Consider the following 15,806-nt stretch of genomic DNA (forward strand, 5'->3'; position numbering starts at 1 on the left):
GTGAGGCCAGGTGGGGTCCGGTCCATGCTGAGGCAGGGGTCGTACGGGCTCCATGCCCGAGAAAGGGCATGAGATCGTCGGCTCGTGGTTCGGGGATGTCGGGCAGTCGGGGCGGTGTGTTCAGCGGGTCGAGGCGCTCCACGCGTGCTGCCGCCCAGTCGATCCATGACTCAGGGAATGAGCGAGCGCAGCTTCTCGCGCGTCTCGGGGTCTGTCGAGTACACGACCGTTCCGATCATGCCGCGGGTCAGCAGCACCTTGTACGTATTGCGGATGAGACGGTCGACGTCTTCGTCGGGCGTCGCCTTGGTGAACGAAGGGTCTTTCGAAGCAGTGCGGACGGTCACCCATCGGTCGGTCCGCCAGACCAGGTCCGGGCCCATGATCACGCCGGACCAGTCGTACTCGAAACCCTGAGCGGTGTAGACGCACCCGACCTGTCCGAATCCGGCCGGGTCGGTGGCCCAGAGAGGTGCCGGCGGGGCGCCGAGCAGGGCGCGGTCACCGTAGAGGTTCCACGGCCTGGCCCAGTCGCCGATGACGACGTCGGTGGGCAGGGCGTGCACGCTGGGACTGATCTTGGTCGTCCACTTCCAGCAGTAGCCCGCGGACATGCGGGCGCCGTAGCCCTGGGACCTCCGGGCGGCCAGGAAATCTTCCAGCTCCTGCGGGCTGTCGGCGGTCGAGAGCAGCACCCTGCCGTCCGGCTCCCATGCGCTGGGTGAGCTCCCCTCGATCCCCAGGAGGTCGACCACCCACCGAAGATAGGCATCGCTGCCCCCACACCGGAACTGGCTGTCGAGCTCCACCACCGTGCAGTCCAGGCCCAGTTCGGCCGCGGCGTCCTGGATCTGTTCCACGGTTCCCATCTCGCCGGGACGCACCACCTGGTGCTGGTCCAGCAGGAACACCGGAACCCGCGCGGCGTCCATCAGCTCCGCAACCTGCGGCCGGCCGGTTCGCAGGGTCGCTTTTGTGTAGCGGTTCGCGGAGGTCTTGCGCAGCCGGTGAGCCTCGTCGCAGACGAGCACGTCGAGGTCGTTCGGCTCAGCCTCCATGAAGCTGTTGAAGTAGCGGAAGAGTCGTTGGACCTCGGGCTTGCGTGCACCGGCGACCTTGCGCATCGTCTTGGTGAAGGACTGTGAACCGGTGGCGTGCAGGGCCGGTACCCCGCGTCGGTAGAGGTCGCCCAGCAGGGAGAGGGCAATCACGCTCTTACCAGAGCCCGGCCCGCCTGCTACGACGACGACCTTCTTGCGGTTGGACCGCCGGGCCTCACGCACTGCCGACATGACTGTTTCGTAGGCGAGCCGCTGTTCGTCGAGCAACACGAACTGTTCCCGGTTGCGCACCTCTTCGGCGGCGACGGTCATCAGCTGCCTCGACGGGCGCACCTTGCCCTGCAGCAGGGCGTCGGCTGCCTCGGCACCCGGCTTCGCCGCCAGCCTGGAGCGGAGGTAGCCGAGGAAGGCACCACGCTGGTCGCCGGTGAACATCCGGCCCCGATCGTCCTCGGTGACGGCGCGGAGCCCCGCCACCCCGAAGTCGGTCGCGTTGTGAAGGTAGGCGACGCCCGCTACCGAATCGGGGATCCGCTCGAGCGCTCCGTTGAACGAGATGAGGTAGTCGCAGTAGCCGCGCACCTGCTCGATCGGGTTGAGGACCGGATGCGGGTAGGCGTCGATGCGGCACAGCAGCGGATCGTCCTCCTCCGGGTAGGCCTCGCTCCACTGTTTCAGCTCGACCACCACGTACGAGGGCTCTCCAGTACTCGGATGAACACCGGCAAGTATCACGTCCGCGCGCTTGCTGGTCAGGGGCAGCGCGTACTCCAACAGCATCTCGACTTCACCGAGCCCGGCTTCGACGAGCGCGTTGGTGAGTGCCGGGATGCTCCGCTCCCAGGAGCGCACCTCCGACGGCTGGGGCCGATGGCGGTGTTTGTGCAGGAAGTTCTCGGTCAGGAGCTCGGTCAGCTGTCCCTCAAGGTGGGTGCGGTTGGCCAACGACGCCGCGGACTCACGGAACAGCAAGGGAATGCCCCCAGGCAGCACGAAGTAGCTCGTGCGGGTGGGGGCATGTCCTTCGGTTCCACGGAAGTGGAGCGGAAGCCCGTCGGGCCGCTGAGATGGTCTTCGCCATCCTAGAACAGGCTGTGGATCAGAGGCCTGGGCTCCTCGACAAACCGCATGTGGGGGACCTGGTGACGCTCCTCTGACGCACACAACTCCCTTGCTTCGACGCCACGGAGAGTCTGACGTGGCGGCGTCACCGGGCCGGTCGTGTCTCCGGTAGTTCGGGTACCTCGGCGACGCTGCCCAGGACATGGCTGTACGGCAGGTCCTGGAACGCCTCGTGGGGTAGTTCGCCGGTCAGGACGCCGATCACGACTCCCGCCCCGGCGTTCCTGCCCGCCAGTACGTCCACGACGGTGTCGCCTGCCGTCAGGACCTTCGTCACGTCGGTGACGCCGGTCTTCTCCATCGCGCGGTGGATCATGTACGGGGCAGGGCGGCCGCGTCGTACCTCGTCGGAGGTGACGACGGCGTCCAGGTTGCCGCCCTCCTCCGTGGACCAGCCGAGCGAGGTCAGCAGTGGGCCGGCGACGTCATCGCTGAAGCCCGTGGTCAGGGCAACCTTGATGCCGCGGGCGCGGAGCTCGGCCAGCGCCTGCTCGACGCCGGGAAGGGCCTCCGGGGCCTTGGTGCGGTAGCGCTCCTGGAGGATGCTCCGGAAGGCCGCGTACCCCTCCTCGACCAGTTCCGGTGTGACGGTGCCGCCGCCGATCCCGACCAGGGCGGCGATGGCCTCGCGCTTGTCCGTGCCCATCCAGGTCTGCAGATCACTGGGGGCAACAGCCACTCCGGTGCGTTCGGCCGCCTCGCGCAGTGCCGCGTACACGGCGCCGTGCTCGTCGATGGTGGTGCCTGCCATGTCGAATACGGCGAGTTCAATCAAGGTCGGACTCCTCATCCGTGCGGTACCGCCCGATGACGGCCCTGCCTTCGGTGGTGTTCTCGATGGTGAAGTTGGCCATCGTCGGCAGGAAGCGGTCGTCGGCGCTCTCCAGCGGGACACCGGCCGCCGACGAGGTCAGCCGGCGCACCCGGAGCAGGGGCGCGCCCGGCTCGACGCGGAGCAGTTCCGCGTCCTGCGCTTCCGCCGTGATGGCGTCGATGGTGTGACGGGCGTGGTGCAGATCGACGTCGGCCCGGCACAGCGCCTCGTAGATGGATCCGGAGTCCGGGTCGAAGTCGAACAGGTACCGCCCCACGTCATGCACGAACGTGGAGCGCTCGACCATCGTGGGCACCCCGTCCAGCAGCCTCAGCCGGACGAGCTCCACGACCGGATCCCCTTCCTCGATGTCGAGAAGGCCCGCGGCCTCCGGTCCGGCCCGACGGCGGGCCACCTCGACCGTGAACTGGCCGGGCTCGCGGCCGATGGACTTCGCCCACTGGGTGAACGACATGAGCGTCGCGAACGACTGGGACGGCGCCGCCCTGCGGGCGACGGGCGGCTTGCCCTGGCCGCCGACAAGGTTCCCGTCGCGGCGCAGCATGGCCAGTGCCTGGCGCACCGGGCCGCGGGAGGTCCCGAACTCCTGGCAGAGCTGTGCCTCACTGGGCACCGCCTCGCCCTCCGGCCATTCACCCGACTCGATGCGCCGCAGCATCTCCTCGCCGAGCCGCTGATGGAGCGGCACACCCTTACTTGTCATCACAAGAGGACCATCGCACCCTTCCGGGGTCGTGACCAAGCCCTGGCCCGTAACGTCCTTGTTAATGACCCCCGCCCCGGGGTGCCGCCACGTAAACTCTGAGGCGCCAGTCGGCTACTTGTATGTATAAGCCTTGACCGGTCTCCCGCCGCGGCGCACGCTCCCGGCATGAGTACTGCTGCACACACCGTCCCCGGTCCTTCCGCAGGCGCCGCCGTCCACAGCGACGTTGTGATCGTGGGCGCCGGCATCGTCGGACTGGCGCATGCCTACGAGGCCGTGAGCCGGGGTCTCTCCGTCACCGTCGTGGAACGTGACGGGGAGCCGGTCGGCGCGTCCGTCCGTAACTTCGGCCACTGCTGTATCACCGCACAGCACGGGGAACTGCTCGACATCGCCTACCGCTCGCGGGCCGGCTGGCTGCGGGCCGCCGAGAGCACCGGGATGTGGGCCAGGGAGGCCGGCGCGTACGTGGTGGCGAGATCCGTCACCGAACTGACCGTTCTCGAGGAGCTGTGCGCCGAGCGCGGCGACGACGTGGTGCGGATGCGGACGGCCGGCCGGCTCCGCAACACCCTCGGCGCGCCCGCCGGGCACGGCGGCATCGTGGGCGGCGCCTTCCTCCCGGACGACCTCCGGGTGAACCCCCGTACCGCCGTCCCCGCCCTCGCGCAGTGGCTGTCGGAGCAGCCTCTCGCCCGCGTCTTGTGGGGCACGTCCGTCATCGGTGTCGAGACCGGCGTCGTGCACACCACTCGCGGCCCTGTGCGCGGCGATCGCATTCTGGTCTGCGTCGGCCACGACCTCGACCGGCTCTTCCCCGAGGCGGCGGAGGATCACGGGATCCTGCGCTGCCGGCTCACCATGGCGAGGGTCGTGGCTCCTGATGGATTCCGCACCGACGCGGCGGTTCTCACCGGCACCTCGATGCTGCGCTACGACGGCTTCACCGCGCAGCCGTCAGCCATCCCCCTCCGGGACGAAACGGAGGCACACAGCAAGGAGTTGATGGACATCGGCGCCAACGTCATGCTCACCCGGCTCCCCGACGGATCCCTCATCGTGGGGGACTCGCACCACTACGGGACCACCGCGCCGCCCTTCCTGGACGAGCGTGTCTCCACTCTGCTCATCGAGTCCATCGCGGACCTCCTCGGTGTCGAACGCCTCGAAGTCGTCGAGCGCTGGCAGGGTGTCTATGCCAGCAGCGCCCGTGGACCGCTGCTCGTCCGCGACCTCGCCCCGGGCGTGCGGGCCCTGTCCGTCACCTCCGGTGTCGGTATGACCCTGAGCTTCGGCCTGGCGGCCGCCACTTTCGACGAATCGCTGCGGTCGACGGTCTGAGTCCGTGGTGACGGTCGGCGGTGACGCCGTCCCGCCGACCTTCGCCCCCTCCCGCTCGCACGCTTCTCTCGCTCTTTCTCCTCCCTTCCGGTCCCTGCCGCTGACGCCAGCCGACCGTAGGTGCGTCATGTCCATGTCATTGTTTTGTCCGAATGGAAGAAGGCCTCCGCCATGAGCAGACCCACGAACCCGACGATCGACCCGGCCGAAGCCCCGCCGGCACGGGAGGACAGCGGCGCACGCCTCCCCGTATCCCGCTTCATGTCCTGGAGTTGGCGGGTCTTCGCCGTCACGTGGGTCGCGTACGCCGGGTACTACTTCGTCCGCCAGGCGTTCTCCGTCGCCAAGCTGGGCATCCTCGACGACCCGGGCGTGAACAAGGTCCTCACCGAGCAGGCGCTCGGCGTGATCGACGGTGTCTACCTCGCCCTGTACGCCGTCGGGCAGTTCCTGTGGGGAGCGTGCGCCGACCGCTTCGGACCCCGGATCGTGGTGATCGGCGGTATGGCCGCCGCCATCGCCGCCTCCCTCGCCCTCGGCGTGGGCAGCTCCCTGCTGGTCTTCGCCCTCGCCATGGGCATCCAGGGTCTCGCCCAGGCCACCGGCTGGGCACCGCTCTGCAAGAACATGGTCTCCTTCTTCCCGGTCCCGGAACGTGGCCGGATCATGGGCCTGTGGTGCTCCAGCTACGCCTTCGGCGGACTCGTCGCCCCGCCGTTCCTCGGCTGGTGGGCGTACTCCGTCTTCGACAGCTGGCACGCCGCGTTCACCGCGGGCGCCGCGGCCATGTCCTTCACCCTCGTCCTGTTCGTGGTCTTCCAGCGCAACGCCCCTGCTGACGTGGGCCTCCCGGCCATCGACGACGACACGGCCACGTCTCCGCGGAACGACGGACCCGCCGCACGCGACACGTTCGCGCTGTACCGCAAGGCGCTCCGCGACAGGATGGTGATGACGCTCGCGGTCGCCTATTTCCTGCTGAAGCCCGCCCGCTACGCCCTGCTGCTCTGGGGCCCGGTGATCGTCAGCCGCCGGCTGCCCGAGGTGGGCATGGCCGGAGCCACGTTCATCCCGGTGTCCGTCGCCGTCGCCGGGATCGTCGCGCCGATGGTCATCGGCTGGCTCTCCGACAAGGTCTTCGACTCCCGCCGCATCCCGCCGCTGGTGCTGTCGCTGGGGCTGCTCGTGGTGATACTGGTGCTGTTCATGCCGCTCACCGCGACCGGCAGCGCCTGGGTGATGATCGCCGTGCTGGCCGTCATCGGCCTCGCCGTGTACGCGGCCGACGCGATGATCGTCGGAGTCGCCGCCGTCGACTTCGGCAAGACCGCGGGAGCGGGCACCTCGACCGGGGTCATCAACGGTTTCGGTTCGGTCGGTGCCATCCTCGGCGGCCTGCTGCCGGGCTTCCTCTCGACGACCACGCTCTTCTACACCTTCGCGGCGGCCGCCTGTACCGCGGGCCTGGTCCTGCTCCCGCACTGGAACCGCAGGCCCCAGGTCATGGCCCCTTGAGTGGCCGCCGCGTACACGCTCGGCGGAGCGGCCGGAGCCGCTGTCCTCTCCGCCCTCCCGCTGAGCGTGTGCGACGCACTGGCAGCCGCAGTGGCGTCCGCGGCCTCGTCGACCGTACGGCGGTACGCGGGACGAACGGCAGGTCCGTCCTCCACCTTCCTCGACCGGCGGTGTCGAGGAGCAGTCCTGCTGCCGGCATCGCCCCGTCGGTGCGGACCGTGCCGGCCACGGCCTCCGCCCCGCTGCCGGTTTCTGGGTCCAGGGCGGTCTTGTGCGCGGCCGACAGGGACTCGACGGTCGGAACCGGGCCGTCGTGGGCCGCGCCGACGCCCAGCTCGACCGCCCTGCCACCGGCTCCGCCGGGAGCGGCCGCCCGTCGGGCAGGATCCAAGCGCCGGTCTGTGCGACGTCGGGGTCCGGCGTCTCCGGCCTCGGGTCCGGCACCGGGTACGTCGCCGGCCGGGCCGTCGCCGAAGGCGTGGTCGCGGACGTGTCCACCGGGGGCGGGCCGGTCCGCCCGGCTACCGAGCCCAGGGCAGTTCGCGGGTGCCCTCGGTGCCGGGAACGGAGGCGACCCCGTCGGCGGGCATCGAGACGTGGGCCACGGCCTGTTCCGGGGCGTGGATCCGGCGGAGGCGGCCCGGCGGCAGGATCACGGTCTGGCCGGCCGCGACCTTCTCCGTACGGCCGAGGCACGTCACCTCCAGCGCGCCCGCGGTGACCGTCCAGACCTGCTCACGGCTGATGGAGTGCTCGGGGCCGGTGGCGCCGGCGTCCATCGTGACCGTCCAGGTGCTGAGTTCGGTGCTGCCGCGGCTGGGGGCAGCCAGACCGGCCATCGTGGCGTTCGGGGAGATGGTGACGTGGTCGGTGGAGGGCGTGATCACGACCACGGCGGCGCTCTCGTCGCTGTCGGCCGGATCGGCGTCGGCGGCGGTCGCCCATTCGACGAGCTGGACGACGACACCGTTCGGGTCGGTCATCTGGAACAGGCGCTCGCCCCACGGCTCTTCGCGCAGCGGCATGGTGATGGGGGCGCCCGCCGCGCGCAGTCGGGCCTCCTCCGCGGCGAGGTCGGTGACGGTGAGCGCCAGGATCAGGCCGGCCGCCCGCTGGTCGCGCTGCTCGGGCGGGAGGACGTCCGTACCGCTGCGGAGCAGGACGACGTCCACGGCGGCGTCCCCGCGCGTCAGGGACACGAAGCCGTCGTCGGCCATGGCCACCTCGTAGCCGAGGTGGGTGCACAGGAACGCGCGGGAGGCGTCCACGTCGGCGACGGTCAGGGAGAGGGCGGAGGAGGAGACGTTCATGACAGCACCTTTGCGAAGTGAGTGATGGCGAACCCGGAGTCGAAGGATCGCGTGCCGACCGGGACGAAGTTCGTCGGCGTGAAGGGGCCGTCGAACAGGGGGATGCCGGATCCGATGACGATGGGGTTCCGCTTGATGATCAGCAGGTCGATCTCGTCGCGCAGGGCGGCCGCCAGCTTGCCGCCGCCGCACAGCCAGATGTCCAGGCCGTCCTGCTCCTTGAGCTCACGGACGAGCGCGACCGGGTCGTCGACGACCGTCACCGCCGGATCGGGGCTGGTGAGGGTGCGGGAGACGACGTACTGTTTCAGGTGGGCGTAAGGGCTGGTCCACCCCAGTTTCAGACCCGGCTCGTAGGTCGCGCGGCCCATGATGACGGTGTCGAACCGCTCAGGGGCACGATCGGCGATGCCCAGCGGATCGCGTGTGGGTGTGGGCATCGTCTCGGGGAAGTCGGCCAGGATCGCGGCGGCTTCCTCACCCTCGAAGGGGAAGAAGTCGTACTGGCCGTCGGGACCGGCGATGTAGCCGTCGAGGGTGGCGGCGATGTAGTAGGTCAGCTTGCGCACAGCTGCTCGATTCTTCGAGAGGGATGACGGATCGGGGTACGGATCCGGTCGTACGGATCAGGCGGTCGGCACGTCGAGCTGGAGTTCGTGGGCGCGCCGGTAGGAGCGGAAGCCCAGCTCTCGGTTGACCGCGAGCATGTGGGCGTTGTCCTCGGCGTTGTCCGTCTCGATCTCGACGACGCCGGGATGCTCGGCGCGCAGCCGGCACACCATGGCGGTCTTGACCCACAACCCCAGCCTGTGGCCGCGGTGCGCGGGCACGACCGCGGTGTCGTACTGCTGGGCGCGCGTGCCGGAGCCGCGGGGGAGCAGGGTCTCGGTGTAGCCGGCCACGGTGCCGTCTTCGTGGACTGCGGCGATGGTCAGCAGTGTGTCGCCGCGGTCGGCGATCACCTGGGCCATGGCGCGGACGCGGTCGGCGTCCCACGCGACGCTGCCGTAGTCGAGGTCGCCGACGGGCATGTCGTTCATCGCGTTCTTGGCCGCGGCGAAGGCGTCGGCGAGGTCGTCGGGCACCGTTCCGGTCCAGCCGGTCAGACGGTAGCCGGGGTGCTCGGCATCGGCGATGCGCAGCAGGTCGGCCTCGGCCGGCTCGGCGAGGCGCAGGATGAGGTGATGCAGGGTGAGCGCCCGGCGGAAGCCACGCCGTTCGCTGAAGGCCTCGCCCGGGCTGTCGGCCGCGGCTGCGGCGATCAGGCTGCGCCGGTTCTCGGCGCGGCAGGCCGTGACGACCGCCGACAGCAGGAGGGAGCCGGCTCCCCTGCGGCGGTGTGCGGGGTCGACGTGGAGTTCCAGTTCGGCCAGGTGCTCCTGGCCCGGGGAGGTGAACATCCGCAGGCCGGCGACTCCGACCGGGACGCCGTCCGCCCCGACGGCCAGCCAGGCCAGCCGGCGGCTGCCCAGAGCGGGCTGGGTGAGCTGGGCGTGGATCCGCCCGGCGTCGGGGGGCGGTGTTCCGGGCAGGTCGTGGGCCGTCGAGGCCGCGACGACTTGATGCCACGCGGCGGCCTCGGCGGCCGAGACGCACTGGAGCGGATTGACATGTACAGATTTGAGCAAGGTGATGGCCTTCGTGGTCGAGGTCGGTGTACTCCGGGATGGCACGAGGGCGTGCTCTCGTCGGCCGAGGCGCCGCAACGGAGGGGGCTGGGGCGATCGGTTCAGGCGATCCGCGGCTCTGATGCCGTTTCATTGCGTTCGCGTTCGCGTTCATTCAGTCGGTGTGGCGCACGAGCGGCCAGTCGATGTCGACACGGGCGGCCGCGGCGAGGTAGTTGGTGAACACGTTGAGGGCGACATGGGCGATGACCTCGACGATCTGTCCGTCGGACAGGCCGGCGCGCCGGGTCGCGGCCCACTGCTCGTCGGTGACGGTTCCGCGGTCTCGGACCACCACGGCGGCCAGATCCAGGACAGCGGCGGCCCAGGGGTCGTCGGCCTCGCCCCGGCGCGCGCGGGCGGCCTCGGCCGGACTCAGCCCGGCCACCCTGGTCCCGCGGAACGCATGCGCGGACAGGCAGTAGTCGGACCCGTTCTCCTGTGCGACCAGCAACGCGATGCGCTCGCGCACGTCCGCCGGCAGGGTTCCCTCCGCGTTCAGGGTGGTGAGGACGCCCAGGTACGCCTTCAGCACGGGCGGGCTGTTGGCCATCACCCTGGCCAGGTTGGGGATGACTCCCAGGGCCCGGTGTGTGGTGGTGAAGAGAGCTGCGGCCTCACCGGTCGCGATCTCCGGTTCAACGGTGTGGAGTGGCATGCCGATCACCCTGCCGGGTGATCTTGATACATTCCCGATGCTTCTTCGATGCACGCGATGGAGACCTCTGGAGTGAGGCATGCGGTTCACGATCCTGGGTCCGGTGGAGGCCGTCGCTCCCGGTTCGGATGCGCCTGACCTGGCACCCCGTCATCGTGCGGTACTCGCCTACCTGTTGCTGCACGCCGGGGTCGCGATCAGTACGGATCGTCTGATCGACGCGATGTGGGGGCCACTGCCGCCGGATTCCGCCCGCGCGCAGATCCAGACCACGATCGCCGCGATCCGACGGATGCTGCGCGCTTCGGAAGCCGACCGGATGCTGGCCACGCGGCCGGCCGGGTACGTGATCACCCCTGAGCCGGGACAACTCGATCTTGCCGAGTTCACCCGCCTGATCGCCAAGGCACCGGCCGGCTCCGACGAACCAGGGGACACCGCGGACCGGATACGTGCCGCGCTGGCGCTGTGGCGGGGCGAGCCGTTGGCCGGCATCTCCGCCCATTACGTCGAGGGCGCCAGAGCGCGTCTCAACGGGCAGCTGCTGACCGCCGTCGAGCGCCTGGCCGAGCTGGAACTGGCCCGGGGGCGGCACGACGACCTCATCGACGAACTGTCCGCCCACGCGGCGGCGAACCCCTTGCGGGAACGACTCTGCTGCCGGCTGATGCTCGCCCTGCACCGCGCCGGACGCCAGACCGACGCGCTGCATGTGGCAAGAACGTTCCGGGAGAACCTGGCCGAACAGCAGGGACTGGACCCCGGCCACGCGTTCAGCAAACTCGAACAGGACATCCTGCGGGACGCCCCCGATCTACGGCCGCCGATCGGCGCCGCGCCTGTGAGGCCGCAGGGAGTCAACTTCCTGCCGTACGACGTCCCGGACTTCACCGGACGCGAAGGCGAGCTCGACGGGCTGATCCGCCTGTGGTCGGGCGACAATGGCGGTGTCGTGACGATCTCGGCGATCGACGGGATGGCGGGGGTCGGCAAGACGACGCTCGCGGTCCACGCCGCGCACCGCCTCGCGGACCACTTCCCGGACGGACAGCTCTTCATCGACCTGCAGGCGCACACCGCCGGCCAGGCGCCGCTCGACGCCGGTGCCGCGCTCGAGGTCCTCCTGGGCCAACTCGGGGTGCCCACACCGCACATACCGGCGTCGGTCGCCGATCGCGCCGCGCTGTGGCGGTCCGAACTCTCCGGCCGTCGCGTGCTGGCCGTGCTGGACAACGCCCTCGGCGCCGATCAGGTGCGCCCGTTGCTGCCCGGGGCCTCCCGCGCCCTCATCCTGATCACCAGCCGGCGACGGTTGATCGACCTGGACGGGGCACACGCCCTGTCCTTGGACGTGCTGCCCGCCGCGGATGCCGTGGAGCTGTTCACCGCGATCGTCGGCGAACGGGCGGCCACCGAACCCCTGGCCGTCCTCGATGTCCTGCAGTTGTGCGGATTCCTGCCGCTGGCCGTCCGCATCGCCGCCGCCCGCCTGCACCATCGCCCGCGCTGGACCGTCGCCCACCTGGCCGACCGGCTCCGCGACCAGCGCCGCAGACTCTCCGAGCTGGCCACCTCGGAGCGAGGAGTCGCAGCGGCTTTCACGCTGTCCTACCAGCAGCTGACTGCGGATCAGCAGCGCATGTTCCGGCTCCTGGGACTCCAGCCGGGCCGTGACATCAGCCCCGAGGCCGCATCCGCGCTGACCGGCATGCCGCTGGACCAGGCCGAGACGATCCTGGAAGACCTCCTGGACGCCCATGTCCTGACCCAGCATCAGCTCGGCCGCTACACCTTCCACGACCTGTTGCGTGAACACGCCCTCGGCACAGCGGCTGCCCAGGAACCCCCGGACGCCCAGCGCGAAGCCCTCGGCCGACTGTTCCACCACTATCTCCACACCGCGAGCGCGGCCATCGACCACCTCTACCCCGAGGGTAGGAACCGCAGGCCGCGCATCCCCGCGCCGGACGTCCCGGCCTGGGCACCGCAGGACGAGGCCGAGGCGATCACCTGGCTGGACGGCGAACGCGCGAACCTCATGGCGTCCGGCCAGTACGCGGCCGAGCACGACTGGCTCCCACACACCAGCCAACTGGCCTCCACCCTGCACCGCTACCTGCTGGGCCACGCCCACCAGGCCGACGCGCTGGCCCTCCACGACCTGGCGCTGCGAGCCGGCCGCCGGAGCGGCGACAGAGCCGCCGAAGCACGCACGCTCATCGACCTCGGTGAGGTGCACTTCTGGTGGCACGGCGCCTACGAACAAGCGGCCGAGCACTACCGGCACGCCCTGGACCTCGCGCGCGAGACCGGTGACCAGGTCGCCGAGGCCCGCGCGCTGACGGGCCTCGGCGTCGTCTCCACACGGCGGCGAGATTACGACCAGGCCCACGACCACTGCGCGCAGTCCCTCGTACTCTTCCGCGAGCTCGGCGACCACGGTGGCGAAGCCAGGACCCTGGCCGACCTCGGCATCGTCCACGAACGCCGAGGACGGTACGAGGGCGCCCACGAGCACCAACGGCAAGCGCTGGACCTGTACCGCGAGACGGGGTCCCGCATCGGCGAGACCGTTGTGCTGAACGACATCGGGCTGCTGTACCAACGGCAAGGCCGCTACGACGAGGCCAGGCGCCATCACCGCGAGGCCCTGGAGTTGAGCCGCAGGTTCGACTTCCCCGGAGACGAGGCCGAGTCGCTCAACGCCCTTGCGGAGGCGGCCCGGTCCATGGGGGACCTCGCCCAGGCCGCTGCCGAACACGACACCGCGTTGACCCTCGCCCGCGAGTTCAGCTACCGCCCCGAGCAGGCCCGCGCCCATGCCGGACTGGCGCACGTCCACCGCGACCTCGGCCGCGTCGACCTCGCCCACGACCACGCCCGACAGGCCCTCGACCTCTACACCGCCCTCGCCGTCCCCGAGGCCGACGAGATCCGCACTTTCCTCGCCTTGCTGCCGCCGGCCGCGAACGAGACAGAACCGCCGGAGCCATCCACCGCCGACCAGCCGTCCTGAACGCCATCAACCACCGTCGTCGGGAGTGCGTTGCCGCGATCGGGCCCTCGTGCGGATGTCGGACAAGGTGTCGGGAAAGGCCTGTTGACCGTCTGACAGGATGGACGTCCTCCGGTTGTTTCGTGGGGGCCGGGGTTCGTGGGTGTACGGGGTGTGAAGAGTCGGGTGGGCGAGGGAACGGGGCACGCGCCCGCCACGGCACAGGGGCCGGAGTGCGGGACTCCCTCGGGCGGCGGTCGTGACGTTCGGCTCGGGCTGGTCGTCGAGCGGGCCCGGCGGGGGGACGAGGAGGCTTTCGCCGAGGTCTATCGGATCGTCCATCCCGGGCTGCTCGGCTATCTGCGGGGGATCGTCGCCGAGGACGCCGAGGACGTCGCCTCCGAGGCGTGGCTGGAGATCGCCCGGGACCTCGGCCGCTTCCGCGGTGACGGCGCGGGCTTCCGCGCCTGGACCGCGACCATCGCCCGCCACCGCGCCCTCGACCATCTGCGGCGCGTACGGACGCGGCCCCGCCCCGCGCGGTTCGAGCAGGACCTCTTCGAGCTCCCGGCCGACGGGGACGTCGCCGGCGAGGCCCTGGAGGCGCTGTCGACGGAGCACGCGCTCGCCCTCATCGCGGGCCTCCCGCAGGACCAGGCCGAGGCCGTACTGCTCCGTGTCGTCGTCGGTCTCGACGGCCCGTCGGCCGCCCGAGTACTGGGCAAGCGTCCCGGTGCGGTACGGTCCGCCGCACATAGGGGATTGAGGCGACTTGCGAAACAAGTCAAGGGGAGGGGGAGATGACGGATGCCTGACGAGCTGCGGGACAGTGAGGCCGGGGAGTTGTTGCGGGCCGCTCTGAGTGCCGGGCCGGGGGCGGGTGGGGACGTCGTCGGCCAGGGGGAGGCGGATGCTCTTGCCGCTTTCCGGGCCGCCCGTGACTCCGGGCTCCACGCGACCTTGCACGTCCGCGAGATGGACGACTGGACAGCCGTCGTCGGTGAACGGCGGCCCTCCCGGCGCCCTCTGAAGGCCCTGGTCGCCGCGCTGGTCGCCAGCGTGACCCTCGGCGGTGTCGCCTTCGCCGTCGGCGGCCTCCCCGAGGACCTCCTCGGCACCCCCGCCCAGGCCCCCGAACCCCGGCCCACCCGCTCCCTGCCCCGGCCGGCGCCCGTGCCCACGGAGGCCGGTGAGGAGGGTCGTACGAACCGGCCCGCCCCGCCGGGAACCACCGCGCCCCTGCGCCCGGAGAAGGACCCGCCGGAGCTTCCCGGCCACAGCCGTGACGCGCTCTGCCATGCCTTCGAGAAGGAGGGCGGGCCCCAGGGGGCCCATGGCAAGGCCTCGAAGTCCGCTGCCTGGCAGCGGCTCGTGGCCGCCGCCGGGGGCGAGGAGCGCGTTCCCGCGTACTGCCGGTACGAGCCTTCACCCGCCCGTACCCGGTCGCCCGCCGCCCGCCCGAACGAGGATGCCGGCCGTGGCGCGCCCTCGGCCGCTCCCGGCAGAGGGCCCGAGCGGGAGCGCCCCGACAGGCCCTGACGGATCCCGGCCGCTTCCGGGCACCCAGCTGATCGGTCGTCAGAACTGTGCTTGTCCCGCACCCTTGTGGACCCCGCCCCCATCAATAAAATGTCACACACCACACAAGGGAGTCCTCATGGTCCACGCGCAAGTCCCCGTGCACCGCGCCCACCCCTGGCACGGGATCATGGTCGCCACCGCCCTCCCCTTCCGCGAGGACGGCTCCGTCGACCACGACGCCTATGCGCGGCACGTGGCCCGGCTCATCGCCGACGGCTGCGACGGGGTCGTCCCGAACGGCTCCCTCGGCGAGTACCAGACCCTCACCGACGCCGAGCGCGCCCAGGTCGTCCGTACCGCCGTCGAAGCCGCCGGTGACGGAGCGCGGGTCATGCCGGGCGTCTCCGCGTACGGCAGCGCCGAAGCCCGCCGCTGGGCCGAGCAGGCCGCCGAGGCCGGCGCGGGCTCGGTCCTGCTCCTGCCGCCCAACGCCTACCGGGCCGACGAGCGGTCCGTACGCGCCCACTACACCGAGGTCGCCGAGGCCGGTCTGCCCGTCGTCGCGTACAACAACCCCTACGACACCAAGGTCGACCTCACCCCCGACCTCCTCGCCCGACTCCACGCCGACGGCAGCATCGTCGCCGTCAAGGAGTTCAGCGGCGACGTCCGCCGCGCCTACGAGCTCGCCGAACTCGCCCCCGGCCTCGACCTGCTCGTCGGCGCCGACGACGTCCTCCTCGAACTCGCCCTCGCCGGCGCGGTCGGCTGGATCGCCGGCTTCCCCAACGCCCTCCCGCGCGCCTGCGCCGCCCTCTACCGGGCCGCCGTCGCCGGGGACCTCGCCGTCGCGCTGCCGCTCTACCGCTCGCTGCACCCGCTCTTCCGCTGGGACTCCAGGATCGAGTTCGTCCAGGCGATCAAGCTCTCCATGGACCTCGCCGGCCACACCGGGGGCACCACCCGACAGCCCCGCCTCCCGCTGACGCCCGAACAGGAGGCCGTCGTGCGCGCCGCCACCGAGAAGGTCCTCGCCGAGGGCCACGCGTAGAGCCCGTCACTCACTCACCAGAAG

At 70.8% G+C, this 15,806-nt stretch carries 13 protein-coding genes; 6 read left to right on the plus strand and 7 right to left on the minus strand.

Annotated features, from left to right (window positions below; genetic code table 11):
- Positions 1-170: 170 nt before the first annotated feature.
- The 3 genes from AB5J54_RS29885 to AB5J54_RS29895 form a co-directional block, all read right to left on the minus strand.
- Positions 171-2,033: a DNA/RNA helicase domain-containing protein gene (locus tag AB5J54_RS29885; RefSeq protein WP_369146995.1), complete on the minus strand. Its 1,863-nt coding sequence runs from the start codon at positions 2,031-2,033 to the stop codon at positions 171-173.
- A gap of 235 nt (positions 2,034-2,268) precedes the next feature.
- Complete coding sequence (locus AB5J54_RS29890; RefSeq protein WP_369146996.1) at positions 2,269-2,934, minus strand: phosphonatase-like hydrolase; 666 nt, start codon at positions 2,932-2,934, stop codon at positions 2,269-2,271.
- Positions 2,935-2,950: 16 nt separating this feature from the next.
- Complete coding sequence (locus AB5J54_RS29895; RefSeq protein WP_369146997.1) at positions 2,951-3,721, minus strand: GntR family transcriptional regulator; 771 nt, start codon at positions 3,719-3,721, stop codon at positions 2,951-2,953.
- A gap of 168 nt (positions 3,722-3,889) precedes the next feature.
- Between AB5J54_RS29895 and AB5J54_RS29900 the strand changes: the two genes are divergently transcribed.
- Together AB5J54_RS29900 and AB5J54_RS29905 are read left to right on the plus strand one after the other, a co-directional pair.
- A complete protein-coding gene (locus tag AB5J54_RS29900; RefSeq protein WP_369146998.1) occupies positions 3,890-5,065 on the plus strand; it encodes a TIGR03364 family FAD-dependent oxidoreductase in 1,176 nt (391 codons plus the stop codon).
- A 171-nt stretch (positions 5,066-5,236) separates the two neighbouring features.
- Positions 5,237-6,580 (plus strand): MFS transporter, encoded by a 1,344-nt coding sequence (locus AB5J54_RS29905; RefSeq protein ID WP_369146999.1) that lies wholly within the window; start codon positions 5,237-5,239, stop codon positions 6,578-6,580.
- 521 nt (positions 6,581-7,101) lie between these two features.
- On the opposite strand, the gene AB5J54_RS29910 is transcribed toward AB5J54_RS29905, so the two are convergent.
- The 4 genes from AB5J54_RS29910 to AB5J54_RS29925 all read right to left on the minus strand — a co-directional run bounded on the left by AB5J54_RS29910 (position 7,102) and on the right by AB5J54_RS29925 (position 10,215).
- Positions 7,102-7,890 (minus strand): VOC family protein, encoded by a 789-nt coding sequence (locus tag AB5J54_RS29910; RefSeq protein WP_369147000.1) that lies wholly within the window; start codon positions 7,888-7,890, stop codon positions 7,102-7,104.
- Positions 7,887-8,459, minus strand: a complete 573-nt coding sequence (locus tag AB5J54_RS29915; protein ID WP_369147001.1) for a dihydrofolate reductase family protein — start codon at positions 8,457-8,459, stop codon at positions 7,887-7,889. Before AB5J54_RS29915 ends, AB5J54_RS29910 begins: the two co-directional genes overlap by 4 nt.
- A gap of 57 nt (positions 8,460-8,516) precedes the next feature.
- A complete protein-coding gene (locus AB5J54_RS29920) occupies positions 8,517-9,518 on the minus strand; it encodes a GNAT family N-acetyltransferase (RefSeq protein WP_369147003.1) in 1,002 nt (333 codons plus the stop codon).
- A 154-nt stretch (positions 9,519-9,672) separates the two neighbouring features.
- On the minus strand, positions 9,673-10,215 hold the full coding sequence (locus tag AB5J54_RS29925) for a carboxymuconolactone decarboxylase family protein (protein WP_369147004.1): 543 nt from the start codon (positions 10,213-10,215) through the stop codon (positions 9,673-9,675).
- A 79-nt stretch (positions 10,216-10,294) separates the two neighbouring features.
- On the opposite strand from AB5J54_RS29925, the gene AB5J54_RS29930 reads away from it, so the two are divergent.
- The 4 genes from AB5J54_RS29930 (at position 10,295) to AB5J54_RS29945 (ending at position 15,782) form a co-directional block, all read left to right on the plus strand.
- Positions 10,295-13,231: a tetratricopeptide repeat protein gene (locus AB5J54_RS29930; protein ID WP_369147005.1), complete on the plus strand. Its 2,937-nt coding sequence runs from the start codon at positions 10,295-10,297 to the stop codon at positions 13,229-13,231.
- Between the two features lie 255 nt (positions 13,232-13,486).
- Positions 13,487-14,014: an RNA polymerase sigma factor gene (locus AB5J54_RS29935; protein ID WP_369149498.1), complete on the plus strand. Its 528-nt coding sequence runs from the start codon at positions 13,487-13,489 to the stop codon at positions 14,012-14,014.
- Positions 14,015-14,017: 3 nt separating this feature from the next.
- Complete coding sequence (locus tag AB5J54_RS29940; protein ID WP_369147007.1) at positions 14,018-14,749, plus strand: hypothetical protein; 732 nt, start codon at positions 14,018-14,020, stop codon at positions 14,747-14,749.
- 118 nt (positions 14,750-14,867) lie between these two features.
- Positions 14,868-15,782 carry a dihydrodipicolinate synthase family protein gene (locus AB5J54_RS29945; protein WP_369147008.1) on the plus strand — a complete coding sequence of 305 codons (915 nt, stop codon included), beginning with the start codon at positions 14,868-14,870 and terminating at the stop codon, positions 15,780-15,782.
- Positions 15,783-15,806: the final 24 nt, after the last annotated feature.

The organism is Streptomyces sp. R44, assembly GCF_041053105.1.
Taxonomy (GTDB): Bacteria; Actinomycetota; Actinomycetes; order Streptomycetales; family Streptomycetaceae; genus Streptomyces.